Below are 21,980 nucleotides of genomic sequence, written 5' to 3' on the forward strand. Positions count from 1 at the left end.
TTTCTAGATAAAAGAGCGGCCATTATTTTCAATTATTAAAATTCCCGCAATAAATTTGGAAGTACCTGCGAAACAATTTTAAGTGGATCACTTGTTTTTTGAGTTAAACAAAGCATAATACCACCTTCAATAGAAGCTGTCATCATTATAGCAATGGATTGAGCTGTTTCTTTCGTAAAACCATCGGCTACTAACTTCTTCGTATAGATCTCTTGAATCTTTGTAAAAGATAGAGCACAGGCATTTCTGACAGGTTCACTTAGAGATCCCATTTCGCTAACAAGACTGCTAAATGTATAACCAATAATCATCCCATCTCGATCAAATTGAGCTACCAATTTCTCAATCATTGCTTGTGTAGCTGTTTGAGTGGACGAATAATATTGGAATATTGTCTCCATATCCGTTGTAATGGTTTCATTTATAGAATGAAGGCAAGCGATGAGTAATTCTTCTTTTCCGTTTGGAAAGTGATGATAAAGCGAACCTTTGGAAAGGTTACATGCTTTTAGAATTTCGTTTAATCCTACACCCAAATATCCTTTTTGTTGGAAAAGAGTTGTCGAGATGTCAATGATCAATGACTTTGTATCCATTCTCGTAGTCCGCCTCCTCCATACCAACCAGTCTGTTTGCAACTATAACACAAATTTTTTTTATAAGTCAAGACCTTTCAAACTCTCTATCCGTATTATTTTCCATAATTTAGACACAATTATTGGTATCAAAAACATTAATATTCCTTGCAATCTTGCCACTCACTACCCTCAAATCTCACTCTACTTCAATGATATAACCTTTATTCCAAAACAACATAAATATCGTTAATCCTGTGACATAACACGGTTAAGTTCTGAAGGAATTCTATCCTACGTATAATCACAAAATATTTGTTACATACTAGTCTGTATCCAATAGATAACTAAATGGTACATGGAGGAATATAATACTATGAACCCTAAAGACACAAATGGGACAAATACGAATCATTCTACTGACGATAAACTTGCACCTGGAGAAACTGAACTTACACTGACCGATAGACAAGGACATCCGATAACGGATAACCAGAACATTAGAACAATAGGTAATCGAGGTCCATCAACACTTGAAAACTATCATTTTATCGAGAAAATTTCTCATTTCGATCGCGAACGTGTACCTGAGCGAGTTGTTCATGCTAGAGGAGCAGGCGCTCATGGCTATTTTGAAGCTTACGGCAAACTTGGTAACGAACCCATATCGAAATATACACGTGCAAAGCTGTTTCAGGAGGCAGGTAAACAAACTCCCGTATTCGTTAGATTCTCTAGCGTTATCCATGGCGGTCACTCACCAGAAACGCTTCGTGATCCACGTGGATTCGCCACGAAATTTTATACAGAGGATGGCAATTGGGATCTAGTAGGGAATAACCTAAAAATATTTTTTATCCGTGATGCCATCAAATTTCCTGATATGGTACACGCCTTTAAGCCCGATCCAGTAACCAACGTACAAAGCATGGAGCGTTTTTTCGATTTTATAGCTAATTCGCCTGAGGCAACACATATGATCACATTTCTGTTCTCACCTTGGGGAATTCCCGCAAACTACAGACAAATGCAAGGGTCTGGGGTCAATACATACAAGTGGGTTAACGCTGAGGGACAAGCTGTTCTTGTCAAATACCACTGGGAGCCACTGCAAAGCATTCGTAACCTAACACAAGATGAAGCTGAGAAAATTCAGGGCAAAAATTTCAATCACGCCACACAAGATTTATATGAAGCGATTGAGCGGGGAGATTATCCTGAATGGGAACTTACGGTGCAATGGATGAGTAATGATGAGCATCCTGAACTCGATTTCGACCCACTTGACGATACGAAGCTTTGGGATACTGACTTATTCCCGATGCTACCCGTAGGTAAAATGGTTTTGAACAAAAATCCAGAAAACTACTTCACCGAAGTCGAACAAGCGGCATTTGGTACTGGTGTTTTAGTCGATGGTCTTGATTTCTCTGACGATAAAATGCTGCAAGGTCGCACGTTATCCTACTCGGATACACAACGTCATCGCGTCGGTACCAATTACCTGCAACTGCCTATTAACGCCCCCAAGAAACATGTTGCTACGAATCAGCGGGATGGGCAAATGGCTCTCCATAATAATGCTGTACCCGGTCAAAATCCTCATGTTAATTATGAACCTTCCTCTTTGGGTGGACTTAAGGAAGCTACTCCATCGGGTGCACCACACGAGCCAGAATATTCTGATAAACTGACTAGACAACCTATCGATCGGCAGAACAATTTCAAACAAGCTGGGGAAACCTATCGTAAATTTGAGCCATGGGAGCGCGATGAACTCATATCGAATTTAATCGATGCTCTGAGCACTTGTAACAGCGTTATCCGCGAGCTTATGGTTAGTAATCTCATGGAGTCAGATGCAGACTATGGTAAGCGCGTAGCGGATGGCCTTAAACAATTCGATCTTCACCATAATAACGATAACCATATTGGAACAAAGCCAGCGAATGAAGGAATGGAGCTCTCTGGTGAACTCGGACATTCAACTGACGGCTACTAAATGATGAATGAGCCGATTTACTCCGTTGATACAACGGCACCATCAATTGACCAGGTCAAATATTTGTAATAAAAAAATCACTCGGATCCCCCTTGATCCGAGTGATTTTTCAATATGGATTTAGCGTTATCTATATATATATATGAGTCTCGTAATCACCACTTCGAGCACTATTAAACAATCAAATGTCCTTTTTTATCAGCAATACCTATCGTAGCCTCGATTCCAGCATTAAACTCTAGAAAGTCTCCTTCGATACCATCACTAAATATGACACCCTCCTCAGGCATTTGAGATGATATCTTTAGCGGATGGTTGGCTTCAATTTGTCCAAATACTAGCTCAGTAGCTGTTGTTTTACTTGGAAAGGGTTCTCTAACCATGAAATAGAGGCACGTTGAATCCCAATTGAAGCTTAAGGTTGAGGTAGCCAGGTGATTGTGATGCCCCTCTTTTACCCTAGTCCCCGCGGTCATAGTTGCATCTTGTGGTGTATTTGTCATCTGTTCCCGTGCGGCACCCCTGACAATACCTGTTGCGCCCGCAAGAACACTCTTGAACCACCCCGTGGAACCAAGACCCGTGGAGATAATAACGCCACTAGAAGACTGTTGTTCGATTTTATCATCCAGACTAAGCTGATATCTAGCCGAAACATGCGTTTTACGTCCTATAAATAGATCATTCACAGCGTATAAATATTGACCATCATTAAGCTGTGCTTTTGCCAATGTCACTTCCTTTATTGGACGCCGACTATGAAATACGTCTGGAACGATAAACGGTAAGTCCTTTACTGTAAAAGGTAACAAAATACCATCCCAACGAAGAGGATCCGGATTCACACCGATCAGAGGTTGTTCTGTTAAATATTTCAGTGTATTCGCGACAAGTCCATCCTGCCCAAGGACGACAACGATATCCTGTTCCCCAAAAATGAAGTTAGGGACATGTTCCCGCTCCAGAACTTGTATTCTCCCTAGCGTACTAAGAGTGCTGATTGCCTGGATGACAGCAGTCTGATAATGCTGGTCTTCGGTAATATAATCACTGAAATCTGCACCCAGCCGTTCAATTGTAAATTTAGCTTGTTGAATAGTGTTATAGCGTACAACTAACTCTTCAAGTCGTGTTTTTCGCTTAATCAGTACGATTTTATGATCCGTCATAGGATTACTCATCACGATCCTGTTCCTTTCTTTCCGGAAGCACCCGATGCAGCCCCCGACATTAGCCCCTGCAGAAGATCCGGTGTAATGTTGAGCTGTCCAATCTTCTCCGCCTTTTCTGCAATCTCTTGGAATGCAATGGCAATTAGTTTATCAGGACTCATCCCCATATTCGTTAACGACTGCAAGACATTCGGTTCTACGCCCTGCAACGACTTCATGACTGCTGCCAGTTCATAAGCCTTGGCGTCAGACTCCGCCTTTTTATTGGCCACAGTTAATTCGATTAACTCCTGTTTCTTTGCTTCTAATGCTGTATCGAAGCGAAGCTGCTCATCCTTCATTTCATTTTGCTTCTGTTTCACTGCTTTTTCTGCATCCAACTGAGTTTCCCGAATTTGCTTCTTCTTAGTTTCAATTGCAATTTCGGTATTCAGTTCATTTTCCTTCACTCGTCTTTCTTGCTCAATCGAGGAATTACGCCGTTCATACAAAGCGTTATCTGCACCACGCAGAATTTCCTCTCGTGCCTGTGCTTCAAGTGCTCGCAAAGTTTCCTTATTCGGTAAGATCGCAAGAATCGATAGACCCATCAGCTCGATTCCTAACTTTTCAATCTCCTCATTCTTAAGGATTTCACTCGTAATATTCTGTGCTAATCGCTCACTTGATTGGATGGCTTCCTTTATCGGCATCTGTTCAAGATATTTCTTGGTTAGTACCTTAGCAATATTGATGACCCGTTGAGCTAACTTACCCGGATCATCAGAAAGATAATTATGCTTCCGCAAATTATAGGTATAATTTAATATTTGCGTCGTTTTCCGATAATCAACGATCCGATAAGTCAGCTGACCCTGAACCGTGACTGTCTGGTAATCACTCGTGATTTCCTCGAACATGAATGGTACATCAATGGAAGACACTGGCACTACGACAACTGAAGTTGTAGGTGCATAATAATAGAATGACAAACCAACTCCCTCACGAACGATTTTCCCATTCTTCACTTTTAATACATAGTCACTTGGCTGAAACTTCACATAACGGAATCCAAACATGGCCAAAACCTCACTCTCCAGTATAGTTAAAAAATAAATAAATTTATAACGTTTTGATATTATCAATATGATTATATAAGAATCATATCACACAAAATCCATATTATCAATATGACATTATCAAATAATATAATCTTATTGTTGTCCGAAGAAAATAAAGTTATAGACTAGATTTGTTGATCCTACGCGGATTTCTGAATTGCTATACCGTCAGGATCAGAATAATAAGTAATAGATTGACTCCAATATGAAAACAGAGGCAGTCTTGGACTGGGAAAATAAAGTCATAGACTGCCGCTGGTCATTGAACTCGTACCCGTTCGTTAAAGATCACACTTTGCTCAACGCTCGTCTCGATCAGATTTGCGGCAAAGTCGGACATGGACATCCGAATACCTGTAGGACAAATGGTTCGGTTTGCTTTTACGGCGGCGATCACTTAAAACCCCGGGCATTACAGGTATCCAACACCCTCTATTCGGCGGGTCGTAGTTTCCTTCTTACAGGATGTATCATCAAGGAGGAGGAATACAAGACGTTTTGAACGATTGGAGGCATCTTTTCGTATTTGCCCAAGAAAAAGTCGCGCATATTCTCCATATGTCTCAGTCTTATGTTTCGAAGATTTCCAAAGGTGATGACTAAGCGGTTCCAGAAGCCCCTCCCCCATGAGATTTCTTTTTTGTAGGGGAGGGGCCAAGAAATGGACGATTTTATACGCTGTGCTGCGCATTGGCCTACGTTAGAAGCAGTTTCCCGACCGACTCAAAGATATAAATACGAATAATGAAGATAAAAACAGGGGAACGATAGGAGTAACAAAAATAGGGAGACAAATGAGGAGGGATTTATGAAGAAACTAATGATCAAGTTTTGTTGTTTGGCTTTAATTTCATATTCACTATACTCTTTTGAGATGCCTGAAGCTCATTCAGATTGCCAACCCCAAACACATTATGTCTCGCTTGAAGATGCCGTTTCACAGTTTAAAAAAATAAATGCTTCTTCAACCCCTGTTTTAAAGCCAACTTGGATTCCGTTTAATGCAACTACGGAAAGATATTTTATTGTAGGATGTGGAACTTCCCTAAAAATGGAGTACGAAAGTAATCGTGACAAACTCCGTTTCCATATCTATCCTGAACTCAACATTTTGGATTCCATCAATAAACATGTTTTTCTCTTAAGGGATGGAACTAAAGCCGAATACATGGAGAATGATATGTATTTTGCAATACGATTTAATAAGGAAGGCAGACTCTACATGATCCTTGTTGATAAAATGAAGAAGAACTCTAAAGAAGTAGCTATAAAAAATTTATTAAAGATCTCAGATTCTTTGGAAGTGTTTAAGGAGAGATAACCCATTGATATCGATCTGCTTTTGACAATTAAAAAGAGTAGGCGTATTCATACGCCTACTCTTCTCCTTAAAAGTCTGATAAACTTGCATTTGCCGTACACAGGTGTTGTCCTGATATTGTAATAAGTAATAATCCCTAAGATTATGCCCATTAAAATAGCGTCTCTAGCTCATCCATTAATTCTCCAATATACTTAATAGCGCTGCGAATTGGAGCGGCATCTGACATATCCACACCCGCGAGTTTCATAAGTTCAAGAGGACTCATGCTTCCGCCAGCTTTAAGTACTTCCAACCAACGGTCAACAGCCGGTTGACCCTCTTCTTTAATAATTTGAGCTACAGCGGTAGAAGCTGTTAACCCAGCGGCATAAGTATAAGGATATAGCCCCATATAATAGTGAGGTTGGCGCATCCATGTCAACTTCGCATCTTCATCTATCTCTACTTCACTTCCCCAGAAAGAGGACAGAATCTCACCCTTAAGCTCGGAGAGAAGCTTCGCTGTAATCGGCTCATCATTCATCGCAAGACGATAGACTCTACGTTGCATTTCCCCTTCTAGCAAATGGGTTACAAAGTTATGATAGTAAGTATTGAGTAACTGTAAGATAACCCATCGTCTCATCCGTTTATCATTAGATTTGGTTAATAAATGTTCAGCTACTAGTAACTCGTTCATCGTAGACGGCGCTTCGATAAAGTACATCGAAGGTCGAGCATTGGTTAACCGTTGATTTCGTGCTGCAAGCATGAGATGTCCTGCATGCCCTACTTCATGAGCCAATGTAAAGACACCACGCATATTATCTGCCCAAGTTACAAGGATATATGAATGTGTACCGTAGGGAGAAGAACAGAAAGCTCCTGTAGATTTCCCTGCGTTATCCGCATAATCTACCCATCTTTCATTAAAGGCCGAATCCACAATCTCTCCATACTCAGGTCCAAGAATCCCAAGCGCCTCTTGTATGAGCTCACACGCTTCTGTATATGAAATACTAGGATTAAATTCAGGATCAAGAGGTGCCTTCAAATCACAAAAATGCATACGATCTAGACCTAATTCCCGTTTCTTCAGCGCAGCCAGTCGTCTCATATGAGGAGCTAACTCTTCCTGAATAGTATCCAGAATCTGATCATACATCTGTGTAGTCACTTGCTGCGGTTTGAGCAACATGTCTGTCACCGATTCGTACCCACGTAACCGAGACATCACGACTTGCTTCTTGACCTCTGTTGCATAGGCTTCTGCAAATGTATTTCGATACGACTTAAGCGAGTGGCTAAATGAAGAGAACGAAGAACGTCTTAATACCGGATCTGATGACTGCTCGTATTTATTCTCATAGAGTGGAAAAGAAACTGGATGAGCCTTACCTTCACGATCTGTTGCATCATCAAACGTCATATCAGACAATTTCGCGCGCAGGTACACTCGATATGGCGAATTCATAACTTCACTCATGGAGGCAAGAACACTTTCTGTTTCTGAATTCAATCGATGCGGCTTGCTTTCAAGCATTAATGTAAGACTTCTACGATAATCTGCAAGACCGCCTTCTTCTTCCAGATAACGTGCAACCGTACCTTCCGCGAGTTCCAGAATCTCAGATTTGATAAATGATAACGCCGAAGCGACATGCGAGACCATATCTCCAGCCTTAGCAGAGTTCACCATATTGTCCGAATTCGTTCCGTCTTCGGATTGACGTAAGCGAGAGAACGTAGCCGCACGGGTCACTCGTTCATGTAACTCTTCTTGTGCATTCAGACATGCTAATAACAATCCAGCGCCTTCGCCCAGTTTGCCTTTGAACTGTGTCACCTTGCTAACATCTGCACGAATAGATTTCAGTTCTGTTTCCCAGACTTCCACGCTAGGAAAAAGATCATCTAAGTTCCATGTTTCCTCTTCGCGAACTGCCGCACGTGCTAAAATTTCCCCCATTATCTTGTCCCCTCTCCACTCCCTAAATTATCCTATTCATCATATCGAAATAGTTGACCCATGGTCAATATTACATTCTATGTGAACAAAAAAAACAATCAGCGCGAACCCTGAATGAATGCGAGAACCTACCAGGTTCACCTATTCATTCTTAGTCCTGCTCATTGTTTGTGTAGCTTACAGCATAAATTTGATTGGTTTAGGCGGAATGTTCTTCTTAATAAAATATCTAAACGTTGTTGTTTCTTTATCAGAAATAAAGGAGTTTTTAGGAATAATAAGAGTCCTATTGGTTGACACGAAGATTAAAAACAAATTTTTAGTTTCCGTTACTTTGTGAATTTCAGACCATTTAATACTCCCTGATCCAGACTCAGATTCATAGTCAATGCTAGTCTCGGAAATAAGATAATTCTGCTCCATCTGGGCTAATTTATCCGTCGAGTATGCTTTACCAGACCTTCTCTCAACACTTTTTTTATTAAAAAACCATGACCCCAAGCTTATCATTACCGCTATGCCAGCTAGCAAAACAATATATTCCGTATCTCTTCTATCACTAACAATAATCATGACTGTCAAATAAAAAGCGAATAATATGACACCCATTAATGCTCTAGATTTACTACTGTAGGCCAAATTAAACTCTTTAACATCCTTTGCTTCTAGCTTCGTTTTTACATTAATTTCATTGTTCATCTTTATTTCTCCCTTTTGCTTTTTTATCTTTTATCAGAAATAACAAGAAAAAAAGTAGCCACAGGACCCAGAATTAGTGAAAGTAAAAACCAATTCAACCCACTGCGGTTCTTTCCTTGAGCAAGCCCAGCATTAATAAGTGCTAACGTACCCCAACCAGCGTAATAACCTTGGTTCATGGATTCACCTACTTTAACTTAGATTAAGATCTATCATCTCTAATGCCCTGTTTATCATAACAATTCTACCTCTAAAAAGGTACTCATTGAGTTTGCAAATTATTATTTCACAATTTTTTAACCATATGATCATATCGTTGTCCATGAATTGTGATTTCTTTATCTGCTTCATAACCTGAACGTTGATATAACGCATAGGCTCTAGGGTTATCTTTAAAGACTACCAGCGCATTTTTAGAAAATCCAAGCTTTTTAGCTACTTGTTCAACCGCTTGTATTAATTCCGATCCCATTCCACGTCCCCCATATTCAGGTGAAACAGAAAGAGTATCGATATAATATTCATCCTCATCTGCTTCCTTAGCCAGTGTAAAGGTTGGATCATTATGAAGCTTCCGTAGTCGTTCTAACATCGGTTGGTCTAACACATCTGCGTCCGCACCCGCATAAGCAATAACGACACCTACCACTTTACCGTCTAGCTCCTTCACCATGGCCTGTTTATAACTTAGCCGACCCTTCTCTTGTGCAAAATAATACGCTAGAACCTCTACCGCATCTGCCTCTGTTTCTGCACCCGTCAATTGGTGGGCAACGTCATGCAATGCGTCATACATCAGTCTTGCAGCCTGTTGTGCATCTCTGGGTATAGCGATCCTTATTGTCATGATATCCTCCATATCTGGATAGAATGAACGAAAGCTCATTGGGGAGAAACTTTAGTTCAATCTATCTGGATAGAATGAACGAAAGACCCATCTTGATCCTGCTGTTACCATTGCCTCTGGAATCTATAGCAGTATTGGGGAGAAACTTTCGTTCAATCTATCTGGATAGAATGAACGAAAGACCCATCTTGCTATTATCATTCCTTTGGAATCTATAATGTATTGCAAGGCAACTTTCGTTCAATCTATCTTACTGTCTTAGTATTTCAATACTCTAATCATGCCTTAACTCACTTACCATATTATTATCTTTGTGCTAACGCCAGCACTTTAGCTAGAACTGTCTCCTGATCTAACGTTAATCGCTCTTCATCATGACGTTCTTTGAATTCTACTATCCCGTTAACAGCATCTTTTCCCACTACAATCCGCATTGGAATGCCTAATAAATCGGAGTCTTTAAACTTCACCCCTGCTCGCTCATCACGATCGTCAAGTAATACCTCAATCCCTGCTGTTAACATTTGCTTATATAGTTGCTCCGCGATAGCGACTTGTGCGCTGTCTTTTACAGATACGGGTATGATATGGACTTGAAATGGCGCTAGTTGTTTCGGCCATACAATGCCGTGATCATCATTATTCTGCTCTATCACTGCAGCTAATAGTCTAGAGATGCCAATGCCATAACAACCCATGATCATCGGTTGCTCCTTACCCTGTACATCTAAATATTTTGCACCTAGCTTTTCACTGTATTTTGTTCCAAGCTTAAATACATGTCCTACCTCAATGCCACGATCGAACTGTAGAGGTGCTCCACAATGAAGGCAGACATCCCCTGCTTGTACCTCTCGGTAATCTCCTTGGCGATAAGCTGAGAAGTGCACACCTGGCACGACATACCTTAAATGATAGTTTTCTTCATTTGCACCCACAATACCGCCGCGCACTCTTTTGGCAACTTCATCATCCATATAGATAGGAATCGTAAGTCCCACCGGTCCCACATAACCATGTGGCGTACCTGATACACGCATAACGGTGACATCATCAGCTAGCTCTAATGTCGTTACTGCAAGCTCATTCAATAATTTGGTCTCATTCACATTGTGGTCACCCCGCATCACGACAGCTATCGGATCTCCATCAGCAACATAAATCAGGGTCTTAAAAATATCCTTCGCCTGTACTCCCAACAATGTAACGAGCTCTGCCACCGTCTTCGTATGAGGGGTATGTAGCTTTTCTACTGACGCAGAGCGTTCTCCTGGTGTTAGTTCATCACTAGCTGGACCTGAACCTGAAATAGCCTTTTCAAGATTAGCAGAATACTGGCAACTAGAGCATGTAACCACCGTATCTTCACCAACATCAGCTAGAGCCATAAACTCATGTGTTTCACCTTCTCCACCGATCGTACCTGCATCGGCCTCCACCGCTGTGAATCTCAGACCACATCGACTAAATATCTGATGATAAGCTTCAAACATAGCCTTATAGGTGACATCTAATCCTGCCCAATCTATATCAAACGAATAGGCATCCTTCATTAGAAATTCTCTACCTCGAAGTAGACCATATCTAGGTCTGCGTTCGTCACGAAATTTAGTCTGAATCTGAAATAGATTGACCGGAAGCTTGCGATAGGACTTCACGTCATTCGCAACCAAAGACGTAATCACTTCTTCATGTGTAGGTCCGAGAGCGAATTCCCGTCCATGTCTATCGTCGAGCCGGATGAGTTCCGGTCCATAATCTGCATAACGCCCTGACTCGTGCCACAACTCTGTGGGTTGCATAACAGGCAGGTGCAACTCTTGTGCTCCAGTACGTTCCATTTCCTGGCGAACAATGTTCTCGATCTTTCGTAGCACTCTCCAACCCATAGGTAAATAGGAATATACTCCAGCAGCTAATTGTCGGATTAATCCTACTCTTAATAATAACTGATGGCTAATCGCTTCGGTATCAGAAGGTGTATCTCTGAGTGTTGGCATCAATAATGTATTCTGTCTCATCCTTATTTCCTCCCATAGCATAATAAAAAGAACACATTTCATCCCCATGAAGGGACGAATGTGTTCTCGTGGTACCACCCTAATTCGATTGCACGACAATGATCGTAACAATCCTTATTATTTCATAACGGACATGTTAGGTCCGGCAGTTAACTCATTCTACAACGATGGTCACCGCAGCTACAAGCTAGGAAGCTCAAGCTGTGTGAGAAGCCTTTCACCCTCTAGCTTCCTCTCTTTAACACACGACTCACTTGGACTTATGGTCTTGATAAGCTTTTTAAATATATGTAGTTCACAATACCTTACATCAACTCGTTGAATAAAGTCAATCACATCTGTTTAATTATTGTTGGGTACACTATAATAGACAGAATGACATTTCGGAAGGTGATCCAACGCATATGAAAAAGAAGAAACTATTACGTTTTTTATTAACCCCTCCTAAGATATTAGTATTGGGGTTTGTATTGATTATATTTACCGGTGCTTTCTTACTGTCCTCACCCCTTGCGACTTCAGGAGTAGAATCCTTATCCTTTGTAAATGCAATATTCATGGCTACATCAGCAACATGTGTAACAGGACTAGCAGTAATAGATCCCGGTATTCATTTATCTACCTTTGGAGAGCTGGTACTATTGTTCCTTGTCCAGATTGGAGGGATCGGTTTCACAACCATGGCAACTCTAATTGCCCTGTTGTTTAATAAACGGATTTCTCTTAAAGAGCGCTTAATTCTTCAACAAGCGATGAATCATGGAAGCATGGAAGGGATCGTGCGGCTGATTCGCAAAGTCATTCTCTATTCCTTATTAATTGAACTCATCGGTGCGATCTTACTTACTTTCCGTTTTGCTATGGACATGCCTTTCTGGAAAGCTGCTTATTTCGGTATATTCCACAGTATCTCTACGTTCAACAACGCGGGGTTCGATATTTTCGGTAACATTCGTGAGTTCTCAATTGGCTTTAATTCCTATGTTAACGATCCATATATTAATCTGATTATCATGGTCTTAATCTTCCTTGGAGGTATTGGTTTCATCGTTATTTCAGACTTATTAAGCTATCGCGAGACTAGAAAGCTCTCACTACATAGCAAGATTGTCCTATCCACATCCGTGTTTCTTATTGTTTTCGGTACGCTTGTTATCTATATGTTTGAATATAGTAATCAGAATACTTTGCAAGCCCTGAGTGAACCAGGCAAATTAATGGCCTCATTATTTCAATCGGTCACGACACGTTCTGGCGGGATTACGACGCTTGATATTGCTTCTATGCGACAATCGACACAATTTTTCATGATCATCTTGATGTTCATCGGTGCTGCACCTGGCTCAACAGGGGGCGGGATCAAAGTAACCACTTTCGCCATTCTAATCGGAGCTGTGTTCACGATGGCGCGGGGCAAAGAAGATGTTGTCTTTTTCCGCTATAGAATAGCCAAGGAGGTTGTATATAAAGCGATCACACTCACGTTATTATCCTTTATACTCGTTATCGCCTTTACTATGCTATTATCTGTAACTGAGGATCATCATTTTCTTAGCATACTATTCGAGACAACCTCTGCATTTGGAACAAGCGGGATTACGATGGGACTTACACAGCAACTTTCACCTGTCGGCAAGGTTGCCATTACCTTTCTCATGTTTCTTGGTCGAATAGGACCTTTAACCTTAGCTTATGCACTCACTCCGAAGCAACAAAAGCCAACTTTCCGTTATCCAGAGGGTAAAATTACGATAGGTTAGCAGCCAATAGCCCAATGGTTCAATCCATTCATACAGGACTAATACAACATAAGGCTTCGCGTTCTACTGAGATGGGATGATCCACTCAAGTCAGACTGCGAAGCCTTATCTGTATTCTTTTCCTCAGAAGCTATTTCCTTTTCTGAAAGAGTCCATTCTTTCTACTGACTAATCCTTTTTCCATGGCATAGCGGGTTAATTGGACACGATTCTCAAGATGTAACTTTTGCAATATATTTTTCAAATGATTCTTTACGGTTTGATCCGAAATAGCAAGCTCTAGTGCAATCTCTTTGTTCGTCATCCCCGAGGCGACCCACTTTAGAATTTCTCGCTCGCGTACAGTTAAAGGAATGTGTTCTTCACCCGCTAAAGATACAGGAAATTCCTTCAATATTCTAAAAGCTAACTCACGACTGAGTGGTGCCTCATCACTCATAATGGCCTGCAAATATTCTAGCCATGTCGATGGCGATAAATTTTTGAGCAAATAACCTTGGGCACCTTGCTTCAAGGCTTCGAAGAGATGTGTTACATCATCCGAAACCGTAATCATCACGATTTTGACATATGGATATTGTAATTTAATGACTCGGGTAGCCTCTAGTCCCCCCATTCCATGCATTTGAATATCCATAAGAATGAGATCCGGCATCAGAGTCTCTGTACAAGCCACCGCTTCTTCTCCGCTAGCAACCACACCCACAATTTCAAAAGAAGGTTCTTCAGCTAGAATATTACCGATAGCCTCCCTAGCTTGTGGTGAATCATCCACGACTAGTACCCGATATATACTCATTACGGTTGTTCCTCCTTCCGAATTTCTATTGCTGTACCTTGAGCCACAGCCGGGAAGACCACTCGCCATCCCAATTCTTGCGCTCTCTCTTTCATAATCCGCAAACCATATCGATCTTTCAACTGAGATGCATCTTCTCGCATCCCTGTACCATTATCCGTAATCGAGACAACCCATTCCGCCTCGTTTCCTTCTCCTATAATCGTAACAACCGATGCATGAGCATGCTTGGTTGTGTTCATCAGCGCCTCACGAATACAAGCAAGGAGTTCTACTTTTTGTTTAGAATTTAGAGCGGAATCTGGTATAGTCCACTGAATGAGTAAGTTCATTATAGAAGCTTCTTCCGCCGAATGTACAATTCTAGACTTCATAGAATCTTCGTAGGTATCCTCTGAGGATATGACAGGATAACGTAAATTGGTGATCGCTTGCCGAGCATATCGGTTTACCTCATGGACTGTCTTGCGAATTTCTTGTAAATCTATCTGTCCCTCAGCTGTAGTTGGTTTAGCCTCGGCTCTGTCAATCTGGACAGATAATAGGAATAAGGATTGGGCAATACCATCATGAAGTTCTCTTGCCAATTGGTCTTTCTCTTTCAAAGAGATCTTCTCAGCACGTTCTTGATTGAGTTCCTCCTGAATTTGTTCTAACACCTTAAATAGTTGATTAAGGAGCGTCATGCTAATTAGAAATACGATAACCGGCGTTAGAACATTCCCTAGATCCATTGAAATATATGGCATTAGAAAACGATGTCGCACATATTCCCATACCCCCACTACCAGCGTAGGTAGAATAAGAATCATCCATTTAATCTGTTTGTAGGACATCATATCCTCCTTATGTTATGCAAGAGCATGATTACATTTAAGTCTCCAAGCTAGGTTTAGTCCCTCTTAAGGTAAATGCCGATATGATCGTAAACAACAGCACGTATCCCCCCAGGAGTAAATATGTGTTAGAAAATCCGATATCATCGTACAATTTACCTGCAATAGGAGCAATAAGGGTCGCACCCAGAGCCCCGCTAAACTGATAGCCCACAAGATACATCGTGGAAGAGACTCGCGTATCGAAATGATCGCTAATGTATTTAAAAATAGAAATAAACATAATCGGGACCTCAAAAGAATGGATCAGTTTAGTCCCCGCTACAGCAAGAGGAAGTCCATCTGCCAGTCCTGAACATGTGATACGTATAAACATCAACAAGCCCCCAAGTAACAGACCCTTTTTCGAGCCTATTTTATTCACAATTGCGGGTGCCATGAACATACAGGCTGCTTCCACGAATACTTGAACACTATTCAAGTACCCATACATCTTATTCCCTGTCTCAGGCGAGTTAAATAAGGAGGAAAAATAAACGGGAAACTGCTGGTCATATACAGAGAACACACAAGTAATGCCTACAATATAGATCACAAACGCCCAAAACTTACCCATCCGAATAAGGTTCAAGACTTCTCTAAAAGTAAAATGCTCTGACTTACGCGTTCCGCCATGTTCCTGTATATCTTTATCTCCACGATCCACTTTCGTCAAATACAGCAGTATGGCAAGAATGACAGCCGAAGATGAACATACCCAGAAATTAAGATTGGGATTTATATTAAAGGTTCTTCCGGCAAAAAAAGTTGCTACCGCCCACCCAAGTGAGCCAAACATTCTAGATTGACCATATTCAAAATGATTTCGTCTTCCAATCTTCTCGATAAAAGTCTCCACAACCGCTGTCCCCGATGTGAAAGTTGCCCCTAGGTAAATACTTCCTACAACTGCCCCAAGCCAAATATTATAGGCTAAAAGAGGGCCATATATAAATTGAAAGAAGGGTCCCGCTACAATGAGCAGAGCAATAATGACCCACAACAAATGTTTACGTAGCCCAATCTTATCCGATATATAACCGTATATAGGATGAATACATAATACGCCTATAGAGTTAATCGCAAATATAGTTCCTTTTCCAGCACCATCTAATCCACCGACTTGACCCAGCCAAATTCCGAACAGCGACATCGAAGACGAGAAACTAAAAAAGTAAAAGAAGAAAAAAGCACTGAATACCCAATAACTCCTACTACGTCTCAATATGTCACGCCTCTCCTCGTAGATAATCCACTAATTATATCGGAATTAGATCTAAAATACAGCTCCCATAACAAAAAAAGACGGACCTAAACAGACAAAGCAGCCACCTCTAGAGAAGTGACTGCTCTGTCTGTCATTATTTGATTAACTTTCGGCGTTCTCAAACCTCATTTCAACTTTCATTTCAACTTTCATTTCGAGTGGTCTGAACTTCAAGCAAGCTTGATGCTTCAAGGCATTTATAACTTGCAGTCTGAACTGCGCGTATAATCCCACTATACCCAGTGCAGCGACATAAATTCCCACAAAGCCCTTCTTCGATATCTTGTAACGTAGGGTTAGGATGATGGTCCAGTAACGCTTTGGTCGAAATGATCATTCCTGGGGTACAATAACCACATTGAAATCCCCCTTCTTCCACATACGCTTCCTGAATGTGGTGAAGTTCACCTTCATTCTCGCCATGTAATCCTTCAATCGTTGTAATGTCTTTGCCATGACTTTGATAGGCCATCATTAGACAAGCGTTCATTGGCTCGCCATCTACTAGCACCATGCAGGCTCCGCACCGCCCCATTTCACAGGATATTTTGGTACCAGTCATATGGAGATCCTCTCGAATCATGTCTAGAAGACGTCTTGCAGGATTGACATTCAACGTCCTAACTTCACCATTTATCTTACTACTCCACTCCATGTTATTCACATTCATCGTAAGCTCACCTCTTCTTGCGTTGGTAATGCGAGCTTCTGGATGAGCATCTCGCACGATACTGGAAGACGATTAACCCACACCCCCGTGGCATGATGGATCGCTGAGACAATCGCAGGAGCTAGCGCAACAGATCCAATCTCACCGATTCCCCGTGGACCAAAAGGATCTCCTTCGGGGAGCTCCTCAATCGCTTCAACCTCAAGCGATGTATGAATATCACGAATTGTTGGCATCATGTAAGTATCGAAATTGCGAGTCAAATATTGGCTTTCACTCATCAGAATATCTTCTGTCAAAGTAAAGCCAAGCGCCATCACACTTCCCCCTTCAATCTGTCCAATGTAACCCATAGGGTTAATGACAGGACCCGCGGCTATAACGTGATAATTGCGTAGTAGCTTGACCTGACCGGTTAATGTATTCACTTCGACTTCCGCTACAACGCTAGCGTAAGTATATAAAAAGTGCCCCCCGACAATTTCATCAGGTGTTGTAGGATAATGGAACTCGGTATCAAAGATAAGATCTTCCTGCGTATAATCGACGATTTGTTTGTAAGTTACGAGTACTTCCGCTTCAAGGGATTCATCTACAGGTCTTATCCCCATTGCGCCCGTTGTTAATTCCTTCGCTGGAATCCCCGTCATTTCAGCAGCCACAGTAAGTACCTTCTCTATGAAAGGTTCCTTTAACTTTTGCAGTGCCATCCAAGCCATAGTCGTTGAACGAGAAGCTGTACTTGATCCTCCACTAGGTACACGATCGGTATCCCCGATGACGATGCTGAGGTCACTTGGCACACACCCGAAAATAGTACAGAGCATAATCTCAAGTGAGGCAATAAGCCCCTGCCCAAATTCTTCAAAACTAAAGGCCACTTCTATCTTTCCATCCCTATTTATGGATAATCTCCCCCCTGCTGGATCAGGTATACCATATCCAAGTCCTGCACCATGCATGGCTACAGCGGCACCCATACCTCTTTTAATCCAAGGAGGACTTGCAGTCGTTGTCAATGAATCCGCGTTACCACGTTCTCTCCATAGAGAAGATTGTTCAAGTGCTTCTGATACCTGTTGCAATCCATCTGTTCTTAACATTCGTTGACCTAACGGACCGAGATCTGTGCTACTTCTCATATTTCTCTGCCGAAATTCCCATGGATCTACACCCAACTTTTCTGCTAGTCTATCCATCTGCCCTTCCATGGCGAAGATCACTTGGTTCCCTCCGAAACCACGGAATTCACCTGACAGTCCGTTATTTGTAAAGACACATACACCTTCCACATCGACATGGGGAATATGATAAGGTCCCAAGGCATGCTCTGTGGCGAAATTAAGGACAGCCCTGCCTAAGGTGGTATATGCTCCTGTATCTGCAGTAATCTGAACGCGATGTGCCTGAATTAATCCACCCTCGTCCATCCCTGTCTCCATGACGATGGTCATGGGATGACGCTTTAATCCCGCCACAACAGACTCCACACGAGAATTATGCATCTTCACTGGACACCCGGTTTTCAGAGCAAGCAGCGACCCATAGGGTTGAACATTGAGCTCATCTTTACCTCCAAAAGACCCACCGATCGGACTTGAAATAACACGAATTTTCTCTTCAGCAATGGCTAATATACGCGATAGTTGCATTCTGTCCATATATCCGTGTTGTGTTGCTGCATAGACGGTCAGACGCCCGTCTTCTTCTGGAATGAATATCCCACCTTCGGTCTCCATATACCCATGCATTTGTCGAGGTGTCGTGTAGACTTCCTTGACTATATACGCGCTCCGCTCAAGAGCTTCGTCTATATCGCCCCACTTATTCGCAGTTCGATGTAGCACATTCCCTTCCGGATGCAACTTCTCAGCATCCGCAGCTAGGGCAGCATCCGTGCTATCAATGGGGTCTAAAATGCGATAATTCACTCTAATCTGTGTAATGGCATAGCGAGCAATTTCTGGAGTATCCGCGGCAACAGCAGCAATCGCATCTCCCAAATAACGAACACGATCTTCACACATCACAGGCTGATCCGGTGTATCAATCCCAAAACGATTGAGTCCAGGCACGTCCTTATGTGTTATAACCGCCCTAACCCCCTTCACGCGCTCAGCATGACGGGTATCTAATGAGATAATAATGGCATGGGGATGTTCACTCCGCAGAACTTTGCCATATAACATACCCGGGGCTGTAAGATCTGTTAAATATTGCAGATGTCCTGTTACTTTGTCTTTCCCATCAGGCCGAAGATGCCATCTCTTCCCGCTGCTCTCCTTAGTAAGTAACATGCTAACCACACCCTTTATCATCAAGAATAAATTACACCGTTAGAATCTGGCTCCACACATATCAGTGTTTTACAAATGTATCGAGTTGATTGATGACGCTACGCTGATGGATTGTCCAACCGAATCGCTGTTGCCCCTAAATTTTATTGAATATACCGCTCTTTGCGGTGAAAATTTAGGGGCAAAGCGTATGCTTCCGATGTAGCTTTCCAAAGGAAAGCTTTAGGCGAACGCTACGCTTCTCCAGGACAATTCCATCCTCTCCGCTACGATCAGACAGATTTATATTTTGTGCAATCACTGATTATGATTTAGAGCCTAGAATCTCATCGTTTCTTCTTGCAAGGATTCCCACAGTCCAGCGGCGAGCAAGTTACCCGCGGTCTGCTTGCGATAACGCTCACTAGCAAATGGATCACTGTAGCTTGTCATCTCTGCAGCGATCACCTCAGCAAGTTCAGGAAGTAAAGACGAAGAATATCTTCTCTCCATAAGCCAGCATTCACTTTCTCTTAGCCTGACCGCAAGTGCCGAACCACCACCTGTCGCCATGGATAAATATAACCATCTCCCATCCTCTCCAAGCCAACCTCGGAACGCCACCGTGACCAATGATGGCGTGAATGACTCTCTGCGACCTACCTTTTGAAAGAATGATACAACCTTAAATTTCATATCTCTATCGGCATCAACTTGGCTTTGTATAGGTAGAGAAACTTTCATCAGTATATTATTTACAACACGCTTACCCTCTTTAACTTCGGACAACCACTCAGATAGCTTATGCCTCTCTATCCCGTTCTCCGTCATCCAGGTCAACTCTGCATCTTGGACAAGTAAAGCCGGAATAGAGTCACCTGTGCCAGATACAATATTTCCACCGATCGTCGCTAGATTTCGAATGGATGGTGCAGCGATCTGGTTGCACGCCTCCTTAACAAGGCTAGCCCCCCCCCTCTAAGATGGGATGTTTACAACAATCCTTTAATAACGTTCTGGAACCGATACTTATATCATGCTCTAACTCGTATTCAATTCCGTTTAAATCACGGATATTATCTAAGCTTATTAAATAATCTGGCATGGGAAGAAGGCCACTTTCCCATTGCGTACGTAGTAATGTTCCTCCCGAGACATAACATGCTGATGCGCCATATGTTTTTTTGAGTGAGACAGCCTCTTCGAGATTTATAGGCTGACAGACTACAGGAGAGCCTATATTTCTTTCATGTGAGAACAATGTCATATATGCCCCTCCTTTTTCTAACTTCATACGGGTTTGATTCCTTTTATCATATTTCCACTCCGCTCATTGCGTCAACTATAATAACATAAAGTTAGATATTTTTTTAAATTAATAGGTTTTTCTTGTGTCTAATGCATTGATTTTCATTTATACGCTCATTATATGTTAATAAATATTACATCGCATACAATAATATGTTTGATCATGAAAAAAACCTTCAATTCCACTATCTTAGTGGGATTGAGGCGGGGGATAATTTCTTATGATAACTTTGGAACAATAAGGTGCTAATAGCTCATATGCCGAATATACTGGTACCCATACACTGGACACTTTTAAAAAAGGTGTTTAGTGTATGGGTACTTTTTTGTATACTGAAATGAACAGTGGGGCCGAGCGTATGAGTAATAAATACTTTATAAATATGAACAAGAACAGTTATCTAACAACCCGTATGTCTTACGTGACAGTGAAAAATCAATTACGTACCTAGATGAATTCAAGAGGCTGTTTTGGTATTCCTTTAGCATGTAAATGGAATAAAGTTCGCCATCATGTTCATATTCGTCATTGCGACTCTTTCCGCCATTCGAAAATCCAACTATACCGCCAGATGTATTTTCTGCAGCGAATATTTTTTCGTGAAGCGCTAATTCCTCATTCTTCTTTCAACCGTGAGGCTGTGTATATCTCGTAGACTATCTATAGTGAGCTGATTTATGTAATTCTGTCGTTGTTGGGAGTTAATTCAGTAGAAGTCCTTTGACGACGCTTTAGCGCAAAAAAATAAAAAAACAATGCAGATACAACTCACATTGTATCTGCATTGCAAGATTATAACGCTTACCAAGGAGTATCAGAAGCTTTCATTGTAATTGTTCCTTTTGGCGTAGCTGTCCCAGCGTAAACAGTCACTGTATAAGTACCTGAAGGAACAAGTGGATTACTATCATTATTATAGTAATTTCTTCCCACTCCATCTGCTGAAATGGTTTGATTAAAGATAACTGTCCCCTTAGCATAATGCTTTACTTCAACTCTGAAAGATTGTGACCCTGTATTTTTTAAATACAAGTTAATATTTGGATATCCACTCTGTACAGTCCATTGACCAGTCGGGTTTGGATTAGTATTGTTTGTTAAATCCATATTAAATGTTACGGGTTGGATTGCCAAAGGAGTAACAATGACCTCATTTTCTTTGGATGCTGTATCGTCATTTGCCGAAACAGTACTAGCAACTCCAGTAATAAGTGAAATAGATAATACACTAGCACCAAAAAGGAGTCTGTAAAATAGATTGTGTAAACTCCCAAATCTATTAAAATAGATATATAGGAAGGTTGGGGAGCACACATGGGATTATGGACAAAAGAAC

19 protein-coding genes and 1 pseudogene are annotated in these 21,980 nt (G+C 41.5%); 3 read left to right on the plus strand and 17 right to left on the minus strand.

Annotated features, from left to right (window positions below):
• Window positions 1-35: 35 nt before the first annotated feature.
• A complete protein-coding gene (locus J2T13_RS23625) occupies window positions 36-596 on the minus strand; it encodes a TetR/AcrR family transcriptional regulator (RefSeq protein WP_429374884.1) in 561 nt (186 codons plus the stop codon).
• Window positions 597-951: 355 nt separating this feature from the next.
• On the opposite strand from J2T13_RS23625, the gene J2T13_RS23630 reads away from it, so the two are divergent.
• The gene (locus J2T13_RS23630) at window positions 952-2,577 is read left to right on the plus strand and encodes a catalase (RefSeq protein ID WP_429374886.1); all 1,626 of its coding nucleotides are present in this window, start codon (window positions 952-954) and stop codon (window positions 2,575-2,577) included.
• 173 nt (window positions 2,578-2,750) lie between these two features.
• Here the strand turns inward: J2T13_RS23630 and J2T13_RS23635 are convergent, their stop codons facing one another.
• Complete coding sequence (locus J2T13_RS23635; protein WP_429374913.1) at window positions 2,751-3,758, minus strand: sugar kinase; 1,008 nt, start codon at window positions 3,756-3,758, stop codon at window positions 2,751-2,753.
• Entirely contained in the window at window positions 3,758-4,807 is a 1,050-nt protein-coding gene (locus J2T13_RS23640) for an SPFH domain-containing protein (protein ID WP_429374914.1), read from the minus strand. Before J2T13_RS23640 ends, J2T13_RS23635 begins: the two co-directional genes overlap by 1 nt.
• A gap of 850 nt (window positions 4,808-5,657) precedes the next feature.
• On the opposite strand from J2T13_RS23640, the gene J2T13_RS23645 reads away from it, so the two are divergent.
• Window positions 5,658-6,170 (plus strand): hypothetical protein, encoded by a 513-nt coding sequence (locus J2T13_RS23645; protein WP_429374888.1) that lies wholly within the window; start codon window positions 5,658-5,660, stop codon window positions 6,168-6,170.
• 151 nt (window positions 6,171-6,321) lie between these two features.
• On the opposite strand, the gene pepF is transcribed toward J2T13_RS23645, so the two are convergent.
• From pepF to J2T13_RS23670, 5 genes are all read right to left on the minus strand, one after another.
• Entirely contained in the window at window positions 6,322-8,121 is a 1,800-nt protein-coding gene (gene pepF, locus J2T13_RS23650; protein ID WP_429374890.1) for an oligoendopeptidase F, read from the minus strand.
• 177 nt (window positions 8,122-8,298) lie between these two features.
• The gene (locus tag J2T13_RS23655) at window positions 8,299-8,820 is read right to left on the minus strand and encodes a YcxB family protein (RefSeq protein ID WP_429374891.1); all 522 of its coding nucleotides are present in this window, start codon (window positions 8,818-8,820) and stop codon (window positions 8,299-8,301) included.
• A gap of 23 nt (window positions 8,821-8,843) precedes the next feature.
• Entirely contained in the window at window positions 8,844-8,999 is a 156-nt protein-coding gene (locus J2T13_RS23660) for a hypothetical protein (RefSeq protein ID WP_429374892.1), read from the minus strand.
• 107 nt (window positions 9,000-9,106) lie between these two features.
• Window positions 9,107-9,667 carry a GNAT family N-acetyltransferase gene (locus J2T13_RS23665; protein ID WP_429374893.1) on the minus strand — a complete coding sequence of 187 codons (561 nt, stop codon included), beginning with the start codon at window positions 9,665-9,667 and terminating at the stop codon, window positions 9,107-9,109.
• Between the two features lie 305 nt (window positions 9,668-9,972).
• The gene (locus J2T13_RS23670) at window positions 9,973-11,688 is read right to left on the minus strand and encodes a proline--tRNA ligase (protein WP_429374894.1); all 1,716 of its coding nucleotides are present in this window, start codon (window positions 11,686-11,688) and stop codon (window positions 9,973-9,975) included.
• Between the two features lie 404 nt (window positions 11,689-12,092).
• Between J2T13_RS23670 and J2T13_RS23675 the strand changes: the two genes are divergently transcribed.
• Complete coding sequence (locus tag J2T13_RS23675) at window positions 12,093-13,448, plus strand: TrkH family potassium uptake protein (protein ID WP_429374895.1); 1,356 nt, start codon at window positions 12,093-12,095, stop codon at window positions 13,446-13,448.
• Window positions 13,449-13,578: 130 nt separating this feature from the next.
• Here the strand turns inward: J2T13_RS23675 and J2T13_RS23680 are convergent, their stop codons facing one another.
• The 9 genes and pseudogenes from J2T13_RS23680 to J2T13_RS23720 form a co-directional block, all read right to left on the minus strand.
• Complete coding sequence (locus J2T13_RS23680) at window positions 13,579-14,247, minus strand: response regulator (RefSeq protein ID WP_429374896.1); 669 nt, start codon at window positions 14,245-14,247, stop codon at window positions 13,579-13,581.
• Window positions 14,247-15,083, minus strand: a complete 837-nt coding sequence (locus J2T13_RS23685; protein ID WP_429374898.1) for a sensor histidine kinase — start codon at window positions 15,081-15,083, stop codon at window positions 14,247-14,249. Before J2T13_RS23685 ends, J2T13_RS23680 begins: the two co-directional genes overlap by 1 nt.
• 37 nt (window positions 15,084-15,120) lie before the next feature.
• The gene (locus tag J2T13_RS23690; protein WP_429374900.1) at window positions 15,121-16,347 is read right to left on the minus strand and encodes an oligosaccharide MFS transporter; all 1,227 of its coding nucleotides are present in this window, start codon (window positions 16,345-16,347) and stop codon (window positions 15,121-15,123) included.
• A 184-nt stretch (window positions 16,348-16,531) separates the two neighbouring features.
• Window positions 16,532-17,059, minus strand: a complete 528-nt coding sequence (locus tag J2T13_RS23695) for a (2Fe-2S)-binding protein (RefSeq protein ID WP_429374902.1) — start codon at window positions 17,057-17,059, stop codon at window positions 16,532-16,534.
• Entirely contained in the window at window positions 17,056-19,356 is a 2,301-nt protein-coding gene (pucD, locus tag J2T13_RS23700; protein ID WP_429374903.1) for a xanthine dehydrogenase subunit D, read from the minus strand. The genes J2T13_RS23695 and pucD overlap by 4 nt, the downstream gene beginning before the upstream one ends.
• Before the next feature lie 318 nt (window positions 19,357-19,674).
• Complete coding sequence (locus tag J2T13_RS23705; protein ID WP_429374915.1) at window positions 19,675-20,079, minus strand: hypothetical protein; 405 nt, start codon at window positions 20,077-20,079, stop codon at window positions 19,675-19,677.
• Window positions 20,071-20,286: pseudogene (locus tag J2T13_RS23710) on the minus strand (FAD binding domain-containing protein); the annotation flags it as partial. The gene J2T13_RS23705 and the pseudogene J2T13_RS23710, both read right to left, overlap by 9 nt.
• A gap of 13 nt (window positions 20,287-20,299) precedes the next feature.
• A complete protein-coding gene (locus tag J2T13_RS23715) occupies window positions 20,300-20,602 on the minus strand; it encodes an FAD binding domain-containing protein (RefSeq protein WP_429374905.1) in 303 nt (100 codons plus the stop codon).
• Between the two features lie 843 nt (window positions 20,603-21,445).
• On the minus strand, window positions 21,446-21,751 hold the full coding sequence (locus J2T13_RS23720; protein WP_429374906.1) for a hypothetical protein: 306 nt from the start codon (window positions 21,749-21,751) through the stop codon (window positions 21,446-21,448).
• Between the last annotated feature and the right edge of the window lie 229 nt (window positions 21,752-21,980).

The organism is Paenibacillus sp. DS2015 (assembly GCF_050433705.1).
GTDB lineage: Bacteria > Bacillota > Bacilli > Paenibacillales > Paenibacillaceae > Paenibacillus_AQ.